Source organism: Nostoc sp. C96 (assembly GCF_059384975.1).
Genome location: NZ_CM182020.1, coordinates 5,890,161 through 5,908,120 on the forward strand (window position 1 = coordinate 5,890,161; position 17,960 = coordinate 5,908,120).

Sequence of the window (17,960 nt, forward strand, 5' to 3'; positions counted from 1 at the left end):
TTCTGGCTATGGCTATAAATGTAGCGATCGCTATCTATTTACTAATCTTAAATTAGCGAGATAAAAGTGCATCTTCTGTAACTAAACTGGCTCTGCGGAAATAAGAAGCAGAATTGAGCGCCATTGCTTTGCAGTGTTCTGCACATTTACGGCAAATAGCCGCGCAATATCTCATTGTGGCATCGTTACTCATCTGCTCACAAGCCATTGCTGTGCGATCGCACATTTCTGCACACAAGCTACAAGCATTACCCATAAACTCAGAACCGTCGTTCATCATATTGACGCACATCATGCACATTTCGGCGCAGTCACGCATCATGGACATCATAGTCATATCCAGATGTTGACCTCCATGATTTTTGCTGTATTTGAGGGTATCAATACAAATAGTGTGACATTCGATGCAGGTTTCTTTGGTGGTTTCTACTGCGTTAAGTATAGATTCAGTCATCATAAGAGTAATTTCCTAAAAACTTAAATGCTGTGAGATAGCTCTTAATTAGCAAGGTAAAGGTTTACTTTGGAGAATTCAATAGTTTGCTAAATTCCTCAAACTCGAAGATCACTAAATCTATGAACTTGCTGTAAATTTAGCTGTTTGGCGAGACTAGTGCAGAAGGGAATTAGCCAAAATCCTGATTAATTAAGGCGGAAAAATCTGCCATTTTTTGTCAAGCATTAATTATGAGAACTGATTTCCCACTCAAACATGGGAGATTCACGATGACTTTGGCTCTCTATTTCATCTTTACAACACAACATTAGCCGAGTGAACACACCCGCCATCCTCATCCATACAATCATTATTCAGTCAAGGTTTCAGGTATTTTTATCAACAGCAAAATGTTGCCAGAAAATATGCAATGAGTACATTTACTCGAAGTAACCCAATGTCAAAAATTCCTGACTTTATTGCAAAATGTTACGTTTATGAGGCACTTAATCTGTTTCCTACCTAATTTTTACGTTGTAGACATTGCCCACCCGACAATTGTCTGGGTGTAAGCCTAAGAACGAATTTTTTGGGAATAAAACGAAGCTGATTCTGCGTTTTCGGCACAGTCTTGAGCAAACTTAATCAGATGATGTCCAACTAGTCCCACATGAATTAAGTTCTCAATATTCCCTGATTTCAGTGCTGGTTTAGCCATTTGCCAAAAAACTTGGCGATAGTTAGCAAATACACCGACACGCAACAAAATATTAGTTAAATAAGTTAAGCCTTTGCGAATATTTGCCCAAGAAGTCCGAGCCGGGCTATTAGGTACAGCGATGCGGTTGGGGTAAGTATGCTCCATATTGTAGGCAAACCGCTGATATAAAAATTCAGGCTGATATGCTTGCGTGATACAACGCCGCCACATTTCCACAACTTGCTGATAAGGTAGCAAAAACTCGACATTTGATTCCCGACTTTCATCAAAGACGAGCCGCCCTTCTGCTTCTAATCTCCGCCATAAAGGAGTTCTCGGTAGTGCATGAAGCAGGTTAATTGTCAACATAGGAATTTGTGACAGCCGAATAAATTCGAGAATTCGGTCTGCGGTTTCTGGTGTATCTGTATCTAAGCCGATGATGATACCTGATACAACTTCCATACCATAGCTATTTAAAACCTTAATAGCTTCTAAGATGGGCATACTGAGATTTTGGTCTTTAGAAATAGAGTGCAACGCCTCTGTTTCTGGGGTTTCTATCCCACAAAATACTGTACAAAAATAGGCTTCGCGCATCATCGCCAATAATTTTGGACTTTGCGCGAGGTTGAGAGTTGCTTCACAGGCAAATTGAATCGGATAACCATTGCGCTTTTGCCAGTCAATTAAGTGAGGTAGCAACTGCATTGCCGCACGGCGATCGCCAACAAAGTTATCATCAACAAAATACACTGCGCCTAAATTCCCAGATTTCCGCATCGCATCAAGTTCCGCTAAAACTTGCTCTGGGGTTTTCATCCGTGGATTTCTGCCATAGAGTTCGGGAATATCACAAAACTCGCAGCGATAAGGACAACCGCTAGAGAACTGGACATTTGCGAGAAAATAATGATTGAGATTCACCAAATGATAAGCCGGAGTGGGGAACTCAGTTAAGGGCAAACGTTCTTGAGTTTCAAACCGAATTTGTTGTGGCGGACGTTCATGATTTTGGTCGAGATACTCAATCAGGCGATCGCTGGCATCTCCCAATTCACCTAAATGTAAAATATCAAAGTCAGGATAATATTCTGGACAACCAGACACCGAAGGGCCTCCCAAAACTGTGATTTTGCCTTCACGGTGAGCCAGTTGATTAATTTGATTAATCTGCGGTTTTTGGATGTGCATTCCACTCACAATAACCACATCCGCCCATTGATAATCAGCTTTTTTGGCTGGGTGCAAATTTTCATCAATAAAGCGTACTTCCCATTCTTGGGGTAAATAGGCAGCCACAATCAAAATACCTTGGGGTGGCATAAAAGCCCGAACATTACCCATCAATGGATAAGCATAATGAAACGTGCCAAAAGAGCGACTGTACTTGGGGAAGATGCAGAGAATCCGCCGATGATGTACGGGAACGTAACGGGCTTTTTTAGTGATAGGAGTAGTTGCTAAATTAGCAGCCACAGGGATTTGTTTCTCAAAAGAATTTAGTTGCACAGTCATTGCTAATTTCTCACCCGAAAAATGAGCAGTTAATTTGGCAATAAATTGTCAAATTAACTGTAATTTTAAATAGCTTACCGTGACAGTTAAAGAATTTGTACCTGTCTAGATATACACCTTTTTATAGAAGTTGGAGATGATTGATTATGTTATTGCAGAAGGTAGGAGGCAGGAGGCAGAAGGAAAAGTCTGATTATTCCTGGCATTCAACCTTTCAAATTCTCCTAAAATATCTGACTACCGCTATAAAAGCTTAAATTTTAGAGGTGCGGATAAAAATCAGGCTTTTTTGATTAACCTAATATTCCTACTAATGAAATAATTAAAATTTACATATCTTATACTTTTGATAGATATGGCGACAGTAATTATAGTAATTGGATTTGATTAATAAATTACTTGTAAAGATAGGAAAAAGAGAACGGGGAAAGGAAAATAGGAAAGAAGGAATAAAGGTCTATTTATTTTTTCTCAAAATTAAATTAGAAATTATATATGTAGAAAGTGCAACATCAACGCGGGATCATCCCTCTAAGTGTATAGTGAGCGAGGGGAATTATCGGCGATCGCATTTTGGAAAACCCTTGTGACAATTAAAGGGTTTAGCGAATAAACTACCGATAAAATTTGCTCAAAGGCTGACTCTGTATCGGTTATAGCTGAATAAATAAAATAGATGTATTATGGAAAATCCTTATGTAAAATTAGAAAGTCGCAAAAATTAAAAATTGCTAACACTTCTGGCTAACAGTGCTAGAGTTTCAAAAATTCATCAAAAATTTTCAGCGGGTATCAATGCTGAAGCAACTTAAAAAAAACCAGGTTCCTTTAATTATTGGCGCGGCAGTATTTGCCTTTTCAGCTGGGGCAATGGTGTCCGCACCTGAGATTGGCAAAACAGTGGGTCAATGGCTCAAAATAGGTAAAAATCAGCCAGAACAGCTATCAGAAGCGAATAAAGTCAAATCTGCTGTATTCCCACTGGTAGCGCAATCTCCAGTGGAAAGAGCAGGAAAATTAGAAGCGATCGCCAAAGGATTTGCTTCAGCCGACCGCAATCGCGCCCGCTATCTTTTAGCTAGTGATTTAATTGAAACTAGAGATGCTCAACAAGCCCTAGATTTACTGGCAGACTTGGAAAAAGACTATCCTGTGTTAGCGCCCTACATATTGCTGAAACAAGCCCAAGCACAGGATCTTTTAGGCGAACAAGGCAAGGCTTCCGATCTGCGGCAAAAAGTGCTGAAATCTTACCCCAAAGCAGCGGCGGCGGCGAAAGCGCTGTACTTAATTGGTCAACCAGAAACTCAAGATACGGCGATCGCTCAATTTCCGTCCCACCCTCTCACCTGGGAAATTATTCGTCAACGCTTGCAAAAAAATCCCAATCAGCCCCAGCTAAAATTAATCTTGGCCAAATATGCTTACAATCAACCAGGAATAGTTGGGATATTAGATCAGCTGGTGAAACAGCCCAATCTCAAACCCACAGACTGGGAGACAATTGGCACAGCGTATTGGGAAAATACCCAATTTCGCAAAGCAGCGATCGCTTATACTCAAGCACCAAAAACACCTCAAAATCTCTACCGCCTAGGACGGGGGTTGCAGATAGGTGATCAAAGCCAAGACCGAGAAAAAGCGATCGCCACATACAAGCAACTAGTACAACAATTCCCCGATGCTCAAGAAACGGGAACTGCATTATTACGTTTAGCAGACACGGCCAAAACCCGTAAAGATGCCATACCCTATCTCAACCAAGTCATAGAGCAATTCCCAGAACAAGCAGCCACAGCCCTAGCCACCAAAGCCAAGATTCTTCCCGGTCTAAATGATCAAAAATCGGCGCAACAAGCCTGGGATTTATTGTTGAGTAAGTATGGTAACTCCGATGAAGCCGCAGAATATCGCTGGAAAATTGCCCTAGATAAAGCCAAAGCTAACGATTACGTCACTGCTTGGGAATGGGCGCAACCAATTACCACAAATAACCCTAATAGCATTTTGGCTCCCAGAGCCGGATTTTGGGTAGGTAAATGGGCGATAAAACTGGGCAAGCAACAAGAAGCTAAAACCGCTTTTGAGTATGTAATTAGCCAGTTTCCTCAATCTTATTATGCCTGGCGATCAGCGAATATTTTAGGGCTAAATGTTGGCAACTTTAACAATGTACGCCAACTCACTCCTGAAGTTGTTCCGCACCTGCGTCCAGTTCCCACTGCTGGTTCCGACACCTTCAAAGAATTGTATTTGTTAGGACAAGACCGTGATGCTTGGTTGCAATGGGAAACCGAATTTCTCAATAAAAAACAGCCCACAGTTGCCGAACAATTCACTGAAGGATTAATGCGTCTAGCTAGGGGAGAAAATCTTTCGGGAATAGACATTATTTCGAAATTGGAAGATCGAGAAATACCCGCAGAACAAGCTCAATATCAAGCCTTAAGTAAACAAATCATTTACTGGCAAGCTCGTTATCCATTTCCCTATCTCAAAGAAATTGAAAAATGGTCTGCCGAACAGCAACTTAATCCTCTACTAGTTACTGCTTTAATCCGTCAAGAATCGCGGTTTGAGGCTAAGATTAAATCCGTTGCTGGTGCTACAGGGTTAATGCAGGTACTACCCAGTACAGGGAAATGGATAGCCTCAAAAAATAATTTGGACGGTAGCAAACTTGATTTAACCATTCCCAGCGACAATATTCTCTTGGGTACATTGTATTTGGATTATACCCATCAGCAGTATGGTAATAATTCGTTGTTAGCTATAGCTAGTTATAATGCTGGCCCTGGCAATGTTTCTAAATGGCTGCAAACTCTTCCCAAAGAAGACCCCGACGAATTTGTCGAAGAAATTCCCTTTGATGAAACCAAAAATTATGTGCGTCAAGTTTTTGGCAATTATTGGAATTATCTGCGACTTTACAACCCTGAAATTTCTGGTGTAGTGGCAAAATATTCAACAGAACACCCAAAATTACCCACCCAGTGATTTTGCTAACAGTTACCGAAAAAGTCATAAAGTTATCTTCAACTTTTTCGGTAAATTCAAGAGTTTTATCAAGCTTTGGTACAAGGGGATTTTTGCTGTTAATCTTGGTGCTGAGAGACAAATTTTCTTTTGATAGCAATACCAAAGCCAGCCGCAGTCAAGCTACCAAGAATAGTCAGAGGTTCAGGTACAGATGATCCTGTTGACGGTGTAAAGTTGGCGTAAGTTACTTCGGTAAAGTATAAGGTTGAAGCATTGACTCGCTTGCTGCTACTTAAACTAATATAATTATCATTAATTAATCCACCCCACCAACCTGCTCCAAGACCATTACTAAAAACAAAGGGAACATTCCATCGATGAGATAAATTTCCCTCAATATCTTCTATTTGTGAAAATCCATGATCTGATAAGTCATATACATTAATTAAGCTTTGCCAAATAGTTGTACTAGCCCTTCGCGCATCATTAGCATTTGTATAAAAAGTGGCAATTCCCCGATGTGTGAGTGATAAATCTTCAAAAGTTCCCGTGATAAAATTTACATCATACTTTTTGTCTAAAATTTCTAACTTTCTAATAGCTTTTAAAGAATTATTTTCTGCATTAAGAATAAATGTTGGCCCATTTTTGTCAGGAGTAATGCTAAAAGCTTCAGCCTTATTGATGAAACCACTGCTTATAAGTACGAATGAGGCCGTGGCAACAGCGAGAAATTGTTGGCTCATATAGAGGGTCAATGTTTTTGATGTTTATTTGCTGTAGCTTTTTTCAGCTAGGTTTCTTTTACCGTGTTTTCTTGTCCCTTAGCAATATATAGGTAAAGTTTTTATAAAAATTTAATGGAGAATCCAAATTACGTAAGTTTTAGCAAAATCCCTGGTATATCAATACCTAAAACATAAAGCGCGATCGCTCTGACTAACTTTAGGGTTAGTCTGTAAATAATCATGTAGCAAATCGCAACCCCTTGTTAGTAAATGCTCTAGTTTGATATCTGCTAACGGCCGAAAAATTACCATACCTTTACCGCTACCTGCGGCCAAAGTTTTACCATCTGGACTAAAAGTCACACTGGTTAATTCATCCTTATCGCCTTTGAGCGCAATTAGTAATATGCCATCGCGGTTCCATAGCTTGAGTTTATCATCGCTGGCAGCTACTATTGTTTTGCTATCGGGACTAAAATTCACACTAATGAAACTATCCCCATCTCCAGGAATATCATTGAGTAGTTGACCGTCTCGGCTCCAAATTTTAATCGTGCTATCAATACTAGCGGAAGCTAAGATTTGACCATCGGTTGACCAAGCCACACCATTCACCGGACGGTTGTGACGGTTTAAGGTTTTTTGTCGTTTCCCATTGCGACTCCAAATTATGACGGTTTTATCATCGCTGGCTGAGGCTAACAATTTACCGTCAGGACTAAAATCCACCCAATTGACAGCATCTCGATGTCCTTTTAAGGTGTGCAGCAGTTTGCCATCCCGACTCCACAGCTTGACTGTTGCATCTTTACTAGCAGAAGCGATGATTTGACCATCACCAGACCAAGCTACACCCAATACTGTATCTCGATGTCCTGTTAATGTATGCAGTAGTTTGCCATCACGCTGCCAAATTTTGACTGTTTTATCTTTACTGGCTGAGGCAATGTTTTGTCCATCAGGCGACCAAGCTACACCCCAAACTTGACCTTGATGGCCTTGTAATGTGCGTAAAAGTTCCCCTTTGCTATTCAAGATTTTGACAGTAGAATCACGACTAGCTGCGGCGATATTGCGGCTATCAGGGCTAAAACTGATACTTGTAATCCAGTCTGCTTGGTCATTTTTGGGGTTACGTAGCAGCACATTATCCCAGTGCCACAGTTTTACACTTTTGTCACGACCAGCGGAAATTAAAGTTCGGCTGTCAGAACTAAAACTCACACTATTAACCCAATTGTTATGTCCTCTGAGAGTCCCTAATAGTAAACCTTGCGGACTCCATAGCTTCACGGTTTCATCAATACTGGCTGAAGCAATTGTATGATTATCGGGGCTGAAACTGACGCTGGTGATTCCGGCAGTATGTCCAGAGAAAGTTTTGATGAGTTTACCTTGGATATTCCACAGTTTGATTGTTTGGTCTAAACTGCCGGAAACAATAATTTTGCCATCACCAGACCAAGCTAGGCTTTTAACAGCATCATCATGAGCTTGCCAGCTTTTGAGTAATTCACCTTCTCTGTTCCACTGCTTGATAGTTTTATCAGCACTAGCAGAGGCAATAGTTTGACTATCTGGCGACCAAGCTACATCTAAAACAGAACTTTGGTGTCCAGTTAAGGTGCGGAGTAATTTGCCGTCACGACTCCACAATTTTACGGTGTTGTCGGTACTGGCTGAGGCAATAATTTGCCCATCAGGACTAAAACTTACACTATTAACTACAGCTGTATGACCTGGGAGAGTTTTGAGTGGTTTACCATCCCGACTCCATAATCTGACGGTCATATCTTGACTACCAGAAGCAATAATTTGCCCATCGGGACTAAAACTTACACTATTGACGATATCGTGATGTCCCCAAAGGGTTTTGAGCAAAGTACCATCGGCACGCCAGAGTTTAATACTATTATCGGCGCTACCGGAAACAATTAAAGCGCGATCGCCACTAAATACAGCACTATTCACACCACCTGTGTGACTCTCTAACCGATTAAACTCCCTTACCCCCGAAACTGCTTGATAAAGCGCCGTCTGCACCTGCTGTCTAGTTGAAGAATCTACCCACAAAGCTTGTTGTAATTTTCTACCAGCTTTTATTCCTTCTTTTAAAGCATCGATACCTTTTTGGGAAGCAAACAAAGCTTCACTAGAAACACTCAGGGTTTTAATTTCGCTATCTAAAACTGTGATGATAGAAACTGATAAACCAAAGATAGCTAAAAATGCTACAGATAAAGCAACTTTCAAAGAACGATTTAATCGCGTTTCGTTAATTCGTTGTTTTTCTTGAGCTTCTGCTAGTTGTGCTGTTAATTCTTTTTCTTTCAGCACCGACCGTAATTGTTCAATTTCTAACTGACTTAATTCTTCCCGCTTGCGTAATTCTCGCAGTTCTGTGACTAAATCTAAACTTTGCTGTGGTTGAGCATCTGGGAGTCTAACTTGTTGCTTTTTTTGGCGAAGTTCGATTTTGAGTCGCTCAATTTCTGATTCACTTTGGTCAACTTTGCGGCGTAACTGATCAAGTTTGACTTGTAAACTAGATTCTTGTTCTTGCAAGTAGCGAATCAAATCTACTAAGTAATCATGAATTAATTGATAGCGCTCTGGCACATCAGGAAATAAAACGACTAACCCAGAACTGACTAAAATATTTAAAACTAACTCTAACTTACTAGCATCTTCTAATTCAGCAATTTCCGTGGCTAATTCTGCACGAGTTTTAAAAGGTCTTTGATTAGTTTCATCGGTGAGTAAATATAAAACTAGCAAAGCGACTCGTTCATTTTCTGGCCCACAATCTTTGATTAATTCTTTAATATAACGCTCAATTAGTTTATTCGGTCGATATGGTTGATATTGGGCTAAAGTATTAATTCTCTCATCTTGGAGTTGTGCGCCGACAACTTGCAACTCAATTGGTCTAACTTCGCCCAGATCTGCTGATAAATCTTCTACCAAAGCCTCAATTAATGCAGGTTCTAAATTCATCTGCGATCGCTCGGTTAATTTTTGAATGATGACTTTGGCATATTCGGGGGAGAAATTATTTAATTGATAACGAATATTTTTATCGAGGATATTATAATCAATGGCTTCTAAAGCTGATAGATTTTTAAATTCTAACAACCGATATAAATAATCTTCTCTAAGGGAAAAGACAATTTTAACGAAGGAAATATTCAAGCAATCTCGCAAAAATCTATCAAATTCTTGTCTTTGAGCTAATTGAATACAAGTAAAGAAAAATTCTTCAAATTGGTCAAAAATTAACACTGTAATTAAATGATTATTCGCATTTGCGGTTAATTTTGCCAAAATATCGGCGGTAGTTGTGGGGATGTTGAGGTTAGATGCGGCTATTTCTAAGACTTCTTCGCCGTTAACTTGAGACATCGCCGTAGTTAAAGCTTTCCCAAATTCTCGTACCCAATCTGTGTAAACTTGGATGACGACAGGTACGGCAATTTGATCGCCTACTGTACGATTTTGTAATGCTGGTACTAATCCAGCGCTGACGGTGGAACTTTTACCGACACCTGACTGACCGTGAATCACCATCAGCTTTTGGTCAGCGCGGCTAATTTTGCCAATTAAGTTATTAATATCGCCTTCTCGCCCAGAAGCCGCAATTTCTAAAGCGACGCTACTAGTACCAGAGGGTGACATTAAAGCGGGGTTAGTTGCTTGTCTTTGGGGTTGCAAGCGTCCCGCCCCAATAAAAGCGCGGAAGCCGTATTGCTGCTCAATAGAACGCCGTTTTTGTCTGATAGTATAAGCTTCTAAATATCGCCCAGCGGCAAAATAAAGCGATCGCAGCGTCCGCAATAAGCGAATATAACGATGGGCATTATATTGATGGGCGCTATTTTCTAACGCATTCGGTAATTCTTTTGCGGCTTTATCTAAATATTCGTTGGCGATTTTATCATCGCCTAAACTTTGTTGGGCTTCGGCTAAAACTAAATAATAAATTTGCGCCAACAATAAGGGAAATAAATATTGATGAGAAGCGCCTTGTCTTTGAGCTTCTCCTAATTTTAATAAAGATACATGAGCTAAAATACTCGCCTGCATCCACCGCGACTGCTGCAAAGCCACTTGCGCCAAAAACCCATAATCACAAGCAAGTTGAATTTGACTCCCATAAATTTGATGCAGTTCTAAAGATTTTTGCGCTACAGTTTGTAACTCTGACCACTCTTGCAAATGTTCCAAAACTTCTGCTAGTTGGCTAATAAATTCAGCAACTATATCTGGTCGTTGTGCTAACTGCAAAACATTACATGATTGCTGTAAATAAGATTTAGATTCATCCCAACAGCGGCGGTTTTCAATTTGATTTTGTTCTGCAAGGCGAGAATAACATAAGCCTAAATAATAAAGTAATACTCCTTGACGCACTAAAGGCGAAGTATGATTGCTGAGAATATCTAATTCTGTATTCCAGGTATTGGGAATACTTTGGTTAAAATTATCTGACTCATTTTCTAATGCTAATTGTTGCCAGATTCTTAAGCTTTGCTGAAAATGAGTTAAGGCTCGCTGAATGCGATCGCCAACATAATTATCTAACCCAAAAACAAATTCTAAACTGGCGTATAGTTGCGGTTCTAAGGTAACTCCTCGCTGGCGCAATTCCTGAATGGCAAAGTGGAGTTCATCGTTATGTTCCCAGACTTGCTCTAAAGTAGAATATTGTTCTGTACCTTGGCTATCTTGATGCTGGGTAGGTAAAACTGTAGCAAATAGCGAATCTGTTTCCTGACGCAAAAATTCTTGTAACTGAGTTGTCGTCATTTCAAAACGAATTGGTGTCGCCGCCCAACTCGCAAAATCTGGGGCTAACCGCACTACTTTTTGCAATACTTGATCATTCACCCAAAAAATCATCGGGAATGAATGACGTTTAGGAAATTCATCGCGGATTTGATTAATCGAACTCAGCAAGTCATCAATCCGTTCTACTGACTCTAAACCCAAGATATTTAATGCAGCTGGTTGCTGCTCATCAAGACGCAGTTGAACATGAATGGTGCTGTAAAGACTTCTCGCATTGTGAGGTAAAACGAGTTGTTTGATTGAGCCTGGAGAAGTCGCTTCTAATTGTTGCAGTATTTGTGCTTGCAAGACGCGATAGTTGCAACACACCAAAACTACCGAGAATTGTCCCCGTGACAGAGAAATTGCTCTGCTTAAACTCCGCAACGCCCGCTGGTTAGCAGATTTTATGTCCGCTTGTGTGTGTTCAACCATGTTGTAAATTTTTGCGTCTCTGCTATGACTGGGTTGACAGCAAACCAAGCACCTCGATGATCACGATATTCAAAGACAAACAAGCTACGTAACAGGGTGTGATAGGCGATATCACCACCGACTCGTTGTTGTTCTACCACCTGAAAAATGAGTTCCCATTCATCTGGGTCAATGGCGTGAGCGCGATAGTCTCTTTGGCGTTGAATTACTAGTTCTACGCAGTCGCGCTCAAATGGTGGATCTTGTTCTCTTAAACAATCAAATAACAGCCCTAGTAAATCCCTTACATGACCACCGCTAATTAAGCACAATCGATCTAAAGTTTCCAGGTTATCAAATACCTCTGTAGTTAAGCCTAACCGATCGCCTGGTTCGATGTCAGGGAAGGCTCTCGCTAACACCATTTGTCGCATCAATCCTAACCCTTGGTTAAATATTTCCCCAGAACGCAATCGTACAGGTATCATGGGTAAAACTTTTGGCGCGACACCACCACCTAAACGATGCTGAAGTTCGGCGCTATCGTTAGAGAAAATTAAAGATAAGGGAATTGTGTAAACTAAATGACAGGCGAGTTTACGTAATTGCTCACCACGTTCAATAAATAAATATTCTGGCAGCGATCGCCCTGATGGTAAAGAACGAATCGCTACCCGATCTAAATTATCAACAATCACTACTAGACCTTTTTTACCTTGATTTTTCAGTTCATTGTTGGCGCGTTCTAGAAGTTCTTTATTGATGGACTGCAAAATATTTTGGGTACGCGGTTCGAGATAGTCTCTTAACCGCCGCCGCAGTTGGGGACTTTCTTTGGTTTTGGCGGTGATTTTGGCTATCCCCACAGATAATTCGGCTTCTACACCCAAGTCAATGGGTGTTTGGAGAAAATCAACAACTTCTGTAAATAATTTTGTGAAGTAACTCGGCTTGAGTCGGATTTTTCTAGCTTCGAGACTTTCGCTCACTTGTCCCGCGATCGCTAGTAAAATATCTGTCACATCCACGTCAGCCATTTCTAAGACATGGGTAGACTCAAAATAAACTACATGAAATTTTTGTTCTTCTAATTCGGCTTTCAAACGCAATAATTCTGTAGATTTTCCACAACCCAAATGTCCAGTAAACAATTGACAAGTGGGAGTATCTGGTGAAATTCGTGTAATTGTCCGCAGCAAAGCCTCAATAATTTTGCCCCCCCGCACCGCCGCAAAATCGATATAATAGCGGCGATCGCTTGCATCTCCCATCATGAGAGGGCGACTAGGATTGCAAGCCTGATAAAATCTTTCTAAATCTAAAGGCATAATTAATCTTATTTACTTTGTAAACAATCAGGGATAGTGCAACCTGCTCAATAAATATATTTATTTTGATTAATTTAGGTATTTATACAATAAAAATTACTGAGGATTCCGACTGGAATTAGGATTTTTGAAGTTAATTTATATTTATTTTTTTATATCACATCGTAGCAGGCAATTGAGGGCAATCACACAAGTTCCATCTGCGTGCATCTGCGGTTAATTATTTTTTCCTGTACTTCACTGAGTCGATGACTGTTATATATTTTTTCTCAAATAAAAATAGAACCCCGACTTCTTCAAGAAGTCGGGGTTCTGGTTTTTCATCGCATATTTTCATCAACAGTTGGGTAAAACCAATACTGTAAACATCAATTACGCTTTTTCTGTAACTTTGTTAATCTATCTTTCAACACAAGTTCGCGTTTGTTATCTTGTAGAGTGTTGGCGATCGCAATTGCTCTTTCGTAAAAATTCTTAGCAGTAGAATAATTACCTAACTGCTCATAGAACTCAGCATAAGATTCAAAAGTTTTCAATTGTTCTGGTAAATTTTGTAATTCTTGCGCGATCACTAAACGCTCTTGGAGTAATTCAAAAGCGCGTTCATTACGTCCGACGGAAGTGTGCGCCTTCACTAAACCATCAATAGCACGTAATTGAATAGTGCGATCGCCATTAATTCTCGCCAACCGCATTGCTAACCCATAAGTACCAATGGTATCTGGATAATTTCCCGCAGCCAGATAAGCATCACCTAAATTATTGAGCGTATTGGCTTCCCCAATCGGGTCATTTTTTTGGCGACGATAAGTTAAAGCAGTTTCATAAAGTTTAATCGCCTGATTATAATCACCTAATCTCGCAGATACTAAACCTAAATTGCTTAAAGAAAGTCCTTGACCTTCGATATTGTTTACACCTTGAGCAATTGTTAATGCTTCTTGGACTGTGCGACCTGCGGCTGCTGTTTCACCTTCTTGCAGGAGAATCGCAGCGATATTATTTAGGGCAAAAATTTGCGCTTGAAAATCTTTGGTATCCCGCGCGATCGCTAATCGGCGGCGTAAAGCGTCTTCCCCTTCTTTAAAACGATCCTGTTGAATATAAGCCTTAGCTAATAATTCATAAGTTAAACCTGTAGATCTAACGTCACCAATTGAATGATAAATATCTAAAGCTTGTAAGCAAGAATCAATAGTTTTTGCACCATTTCCAGAGCGATATTGCTGTTCACCAATTCGTAGCAAACTATCAGCTTCATCTCTGGAATATTGCCAATTAGAACTGCTTAACGGACGATGCAGTTGTTGGGTAATATCACTCGCCTTTGCAGCGATAGGACTCAATAAAAAAGTAAAAAGTAAAAAGTAAAAAGTAAAAAACTGGGATTTATCAACCCGTCGTCCGGTAGTGATACCCTTGAGAAGCCAAAACCCATAACTTCTAGAGTTAAAAGTATTGGCGGAATCCAAAATATTCTGCTTTGGGAATAAACGCCGTTGCTGCATAAAACTTGCCCGTGAAATTTCGGCTTAAAGTATAAAGTTAAAGTAAAAGTTTTATTGTCTGCGGCATAATCACCTAATCAATCAGCAATATTACGTAGTTGAGGCTTGAAGTAAATTCTCTCCCAAGTAGATAGCGCGGATATCAGCAGGTAATTTGTCCTCTAGCATACGATAGCCTTCCTGGAGAAAATTGGCTACTTCGGCAGGGGCAATTCTTTCGCCTTCAGCTTGCAAATAAGCAGCTATTCTGGTTTCGCTCCAATGAAAAGTTTGTGCCATCAGCACCATCAAACGCAATATTGCTGGTAGTTGGTCTAAGGCTTTTTCTACATAGCACCATAAAGGCGGAGAAGTAGCTGGTAAAGAATAATGAATGGCTTCCGTTGGGGGAAGTTCAATCTCGTTAATACAAAAAGCTGTGATGTTAATTAGCCAATTTTGTAAAGTTAAGCCCTCTTGTCCTGGCTGAGGGTTGTCTAAATCCAATCCGCCCAGTTCGTAATAAATATGTCGCCAAGTCAAAGCAAACAGATAATCTGCCTGGACAGGCGATCGCGCTGAATGTTGAATTAAGGTATAGACGATGGGGCTATAACGGCAAAAAATTACCGTAAAGTACTTGCCAGCCTCTGGATAGCGCTGAAATAAACTCAGCAGTTCCTGATCATTGTGATGAAACAGCGACTTAACTAGCGGATGATTAGTTTCGGGAAAATGAGGAATTTGCATAAGCCTTTTAGCTAAGAGTTGTTAAGATAATGTTTATAACAACAGCCCCAGAGTGCAACCCGTAAAATTCTGCTCGTAAAATTTTGCCCATAAAATTTTATTCAGGGTCAGTTTGCCGTCGAAGCTCAGACTACTTTAGTATTGATACACTAGAAACAAAGACTTAATCTTAGTCTTTATCAATAAAAATAAAAGCGGCTCCCTTATACAATCTTTATTTGTTCATGGTTATAGCAGCTAATGTAATGCAGTTTTTCCTTGCCCCGTTGACTTTAGGCTCATTTTTACCATCCCTACCTTTGGATAGTTTGTTTTCTACCCAAGGCATTATGGTGATGCTGCTTGCAGCTTATGCTGGCGCTATGTGGATGTTCCTCACCAGTGCGCCCAAAGTCCACACCGTTATGGTGTCAGATTTGGAAATTGCGCGACAGTTGTATGAAGGGCTGCTAGATTTGCCAGCCGCTGAAGTGCCTCTGCACTACTACTACAACTATGAACAAACCATTGGCACAACTGCGATTGATCCGTTATATATGTCCACAAGTCCCAGTTGGTCTAGCAAAACAATGAATAATGCTAACGAAGGACTTTGGTATCAGCTGAAAAAAAATACTCAGCTTCATGTGATTACCGGAGCTAGTTTAGGCAGTAAAAATCAGCAGCGTCATGTTTGTTTTGACCGCGAATGCCTAGAAATGATTTTATTACGGGTGGAAACCCGTGGTTTAAAATTCAAAATTCGCAACCAAAAGCCTTTAAATTTCTTAGTTAAAGACTATGAAGGACGGATTATAGAATTGGCTGAAGTAGCTAATTAGTCAAAAAACCGAAAAGCTGAGAAAAAATGTAGAGACTTAGCATTGCTAAGTCTCTACATTGGTTTTGGGTAAGTTTAAAAAATAATTTATTCAATGATTACCACGTAATCATTGAGGCAGTATAAAAATATTTAATTTAGAATATGAAACCTGAAACCATCAATATTTTATTAAAAGCTTACGCACAACTACAAGAAATTATTGATGAATTATACGAAGCTCATGACAAAGCCATCACAAATAATGATTTTGATGATGCTAGTTTACTGGCTAGTAGAGCAGATAAACTTTATCAAGAGGCAGAAAATCTAGAAATTTTGATTACAGAACTGGAGGACAGATGAAAACGGTTGAAGAATTAAAGATTCGGATTCAAGAACTCAGTCAACAAGCCGTTGAGCTAAGGCGAAAAGGTTCCGAAGTGTCCCAAACTAACCAAGAACAAGCTAAACAGTTTAGGCAAGAAGCCAGAGATGCTATGAAACGCTGCCAAGTATTAATACAAGAATTGAAAAGAACGGAAGAAATTGACCGCACTGCATAGGCAGATAAAAATGGAGTGCGGAATTTGGGTTACATATATCGCGTTAGTTGAACGCGGTAACGGTCTTTTTTCGTAATCGCCACCTCTCCAACTTCTAAACGTCCTTTACCACGAATCGCCACTAAATCGCCAGATTTAACTTGAAAACTTGCTTGGGTAATATCCTTCCAATTAACGCGCACATCGCCAGCATCGATTAAATCTACCATTTTGCTGCGAGACATACCAAAACCAGCACTGGCGATCGCATCTAATCTTAAAGAAGCCTCTACAGTTGTTAATTCTTTTTTCTTCGGTTCGCGGATTTTTAACTCACTAAGCTCAATCCGCTGGGTTTTTACAGGAACCGAGCGCACCTGTTGCAGATTCATCTCTAAGAATTCTGCCATTTCTGGCACAACAATTACCTGCGCCCCGCGTTCGCCCAAAACAATAATATCTCCTGTCTTTTCCCGCACAATTCCTGTGCCTAACATTGCACCTAAAAAGTCACGGTGAGTAGCGGTATCAAACAAAAAATTACCAGCAATTTCTAGAACAACAAGCCCAACTTGTGATTGATCTAAGGGGAGTTCTCCACGGGCGATCGCCATTCTTTGGCGTTCTGCTTGAGGATAGCCACCCCACGCCAACAGTTGCACCTCGGTTAATCGATTGAAAACGCGTTGAATTTCCGCTAATTCTGGCGGAGATAAAAAATCCGTCAAAATGACTTCCCACGTTTTGATAGCTTGCTCCGCCTGATCAATCACACGCGCAACACTATCTCGATTTTCTACACCCTTTAACAGTTCTTCTCGTGGCAACATTATTAAAAGTCAATAGTCATTGGTCATTTGTCTTTGGCTATTTAGCGTCAGCGTAACCTTGAATATTTTCTGGTTCAAACTGACGTAATATTCTGGTTGCTTGGCGAGTTAGAGTGTCTGAACCCTGAACTACAATTAAGTACTTTCCTGCATCCAAACGATTGCGATAGGGCAAAGCATCACCACTCCCCACAAGTAGCCCTACTCCACCGCCAACAAACACAGCACCCATAGCGGCGCTACCAGCCCCCAGCAGTCCCCCAACAACGTGATTGCCAATTTCACCCGCCCAGGCAAAAGTATCTAACCCAGTGATGAAACTGAAGGTAAAACCCGCAAAAAAGCCAAATGGTACTAACCAAAATGCCATCAGCTTTGCTTGCTTTTTAGCTTGCTCTTGGGGATCAATCAAACCAAACTCATCAGCAGTTTTATATCCCCTACCGAGGATTATGCTATTAATGCTGTCTTTTTCTAATGCTAGATAAGCAGCTTCAGCTTGGATACGATCTGATAATACGGCAACAAGGTAATTCATTTATCTAACAACAGTTGTCTCAGAAAAGTTCGCCTTAATTAACAGGGTATCAGTAAAAAAGTGCTGTTAGCGTAGCGGGGC

Annotated in this window: 13 protein-coding genes; 4 read left to right on the top strand and 9 right to left on the bottom strand. The window is 40.3% G+C overall.

Translation table 11 applies throughout. The features are described 5' to 3' along the window. Nucleotides 1–52 precede the first annotated feature (52 nt). The gene (locus AC504W_RS25180) at nt 53–457 is read right to left on the bottom strand and encodes a four-helix bundle copper-binding protein (RefSeq protein ID WP_494874965.1); all 405 of its coding nucleotides are present in this window, start codon (nt 455–457) and stop codon (nt 53–55) included. 553 nt (nt 458–1,010) lie between these two features. Further along, nucleotides 1,011–2,654 (bottom strand): B12-binding domain-containing radical SAM protein, encoded by a 1,644-nt coding sequence (locus tag AC504W_RS25185; protein WP_494874966.1) that lies wholly within the window; start codon nt 2,652–2,654, stop codon nt 1,011–1,013. Nucleotides 2,655–3,449: 795 nt separating this feature from the next. Here AC504W_RS25185 and AC504W_RS25190 point away from each other — a divergent pair. After that, nucleotides 3,450–5,651: a lytic transglycosylase domain-containing protein gene (locus tag AC504W_RS25190; protein WP_494879469.1), complete on the top strand. Its 2,202-nt coding sequence runs from the start codon at nt 3,450–3,452 to the stop codon at nt 5,649–5,651. Nucleotides 5,652–5,749: 98 nt separating this feature from the next. Here AC504W_RS25190 and AC504W_RS25195 read toward each other — a convergent pair whose 3' ends face one another. The 5 genes from AC504W_RS25195 to AC504W_RS25215 form a co-directional block, all read right to left on the bottom strand. Next, on the bottom strand, nt 5,750–6,379 hold the full coding sequence (locus AC504W_RS25195) for a PEP-CTERM sorting domain-containing protein (protein ID WP_494874968.1): 630 nt from the start codon (nt 6,377–6,379) through the stop codon (nt 5,750–5,752). A 159-nt stretch (nt 6,380–6,538) separates the two neighbouring features. Then, nucleotides 6,539–11,623, bottom strand: coding sequence for a WD40 domain-containing protein (locus AC504W_RS25200; RefSeq protein WP_494874969.1), 5,085 nt, complete (start codon nt 11,621–11,623; stop codon nt 6,539–6,541). Further along, a complete protein-coding gene (locus AC504W_RS25205) occupies nt 11,596–12,930 on the bottom strand; it encodes a P-loop NTPase fold protein (RefSeq protein WP_494874970.1) in 1,335 nt (444 codons plus the stop codon). Before AC504W_RS25205 ends, AC504W_RS25200 begins: the two co-directional genes overlap by 28 nt. A gap of 368 nt (nt 12,931–13,298) precedes the next feature. Continuing rightward, nucleotides 13,299–14,438, bottom strand: coding sequence for a tetratricopeptide repeat protein (locus AC504W_RS25210; RefSeq protein ID WP_494874971.1), 1,140 nt, complete (start codon nt 14,436–14,438; stop codon nt 13,299–13,301). A 90-nt stretch (nt 14,439–14,528) separates the two neighbouring features. Then, nucleotides 14,529–15,167 (bottom strand): hypothetical protein, encoded by a 639-nt coding sequence (locus AC504W_RS25215; RefSeq protein ID WP_015112924.1) that lies wholly within the window; start codon nt 15,165–15,167, stop codon nt 14,529–14,531. 224 nt (nt 15,168–15,391) lie between these two features. Between AC504W_RS25215 and AC504W_RS25220 the strand changes: the two genes are divergently transcribed. The 3 genes from AC504W_RS25220 (at nt 15,392) to AC504W_RS25230 (ending at nt 16,532) form a co-directional block, all read left to right on the top strand. Continuing rightward, nucleotides 15,392–15,988, top strand: coding sequence for a glyoxalase-like domain protein (locus tag AC504W_RS25220; protein WP_494874972.1), 597 nt, complete (start codon nt 15,392–15,394; stop codon nt 15,986–15,988). A gap of 143 nt (nt 15,989–16,131) precedes the next feature. Further along, nucleotides 16,132–16,332, top strand: a complete 201-nt coding sequence (locus AC504W_RS25225; protein WP_494874973.1) for a hypothetical protein — start codon at nt 16,132–16,134, stop codon at nt 16,330–16,332. After that, nucleotides 16,329–16,532 carry a hypothetical protein gene (locus tag AC504W_RS25230; RefSeq protein WP_494874974.1) on the top strand — a complete coding sequence of 68 codons (204 nt, stop codon included), beginning with the start codon at nt 16,329–16,331 and terminating at the stop codon, nt 16,530–16,532. Before AC504W_RS25225 ends, AC504W_RS25230 begins: the two co-directional genes overlap by 4 nt. Before the next feature lie 29 nt (nt 16,533–16,561). On the opposite strand, the gene AC504W_RS25235 is transcribed toward AC504W_RS25230, so the two are convergent. Both AC504W_RS25235 and AC504W_RS25240 read right to left on the bottom strand, forming a co-directional pair. Further along, the gene (locus AC504W_RS25235) at nt 16,562–17,341 is read right to left on the bottom strand and encodes a photosystem II electron transport protein, Sll1252 family (protein ID WP_494874975.1); all 780 of its coding nucleotides are present in this window, start codon (nt 17,339–17,341) and stop codon (nt 16,562–16,564) included. Between the two features lie 37 nt (nt 17,342–17,378). After that, nucleotides 17,379–17,879, bottom strand: coding sequence for a hypothetical protein (locus AC504W_RS25240; protein ID WP_494874976.1), 501 nt, complete (start codon nt 17,877–17,879; stop codon nt 17,379–17,381). Nucleotides 17,880–17,960 lie beyond the last annotated feature (81 nt).

Coding starts and splice junctions, on each gene's coding strand:
- AC504W_RS25180 (WP_494874965.1), bottom strand. CDS start 457: ATGATGACTGAATCTATACTTAACGCAGTAGAAACCACCAAAGAAACC.
- AC504W_RS25185 (WP_494874966.1), bottom strand. CDS start 2,654: ATGACTGTGCAACTAAATTCTTTTGAGAAACAAATCCCTGTGGCTGCT.
- AC504W_RS25190 (WP_494879469.1), top strand. CDS start 3,450: ATGCTGAAGCAACTTAAAAAAAACCAGGTTCCTTTAATTATTGGCGCG.
- AC504W_RS25195 (WP_494874968.1), bottom strand. CDS start 6,379: ATGAGCCAACAATTTCTCGCTGTTGCCACGGCCTCATTCGTACTTATA.
- AC504W_RS25200 (WP_494874969.1), bottom strand. CDS start 11,623: ATGGTTGAACACACACAAGCGGACATAAAATCTGCTAACCAGCGGGCG.
- AC504W_RS25205 (WP_494874970.1), bottom strand. CDS start 12,930: ATGCCTTTAGATTTAGAAAGATTTTATCAGGCTTGCAATCCTAGTCGC.
- AC504W_RS25210 (WP_494874971.1), bottom strand. CDS start 14,438: ATGCAGCAACGGCGTTTATTCCCAAAGCAGAATATTTTGGATTCCGCC.
- AC504W_RS25215 (WP_015112924.1), bottom strand. CDS start 15,167: ATGCAAATTCCTCATTTTCCCGAAACTAATCATCCGCTAGTTAAGTCG.
- AC504W_RS25220 (WP_494874972.1), top strand. CDS start 15,392: ATGGTTATAGCAGCTAATGTAATGCAGTTTTTCCTTGCCCCGTTGACT.
- AC504W_RS25225 (WP_494874973.1), top strand. CDS start 16,132: ATGAAACCTGAAACCATCAATATTTTATTAAAAGCTTACGCACAACTA.
- AC504W_RS25230 (WP_494874974.1), top strand. CDS start 16,329: ATGAAAACGGTTGAAGAATTAAAGATTCGGATTCAAGAACTCAGTCAA.
- AC504W_RS25235 (WP_494874975.1), bottom strand. CDS start 17,341: ATGTTGCCACGAGAAGAACTGTTAAAGGGTGTAGAAAATCGAGATAGT.
- AC504W_RS25240 (WP_494874976.1), bottom strand. CDS start 17,879: ATGAATTACCTTGTTGCCGTATTATCAGATCGTATCCAAGCTGAAGCT.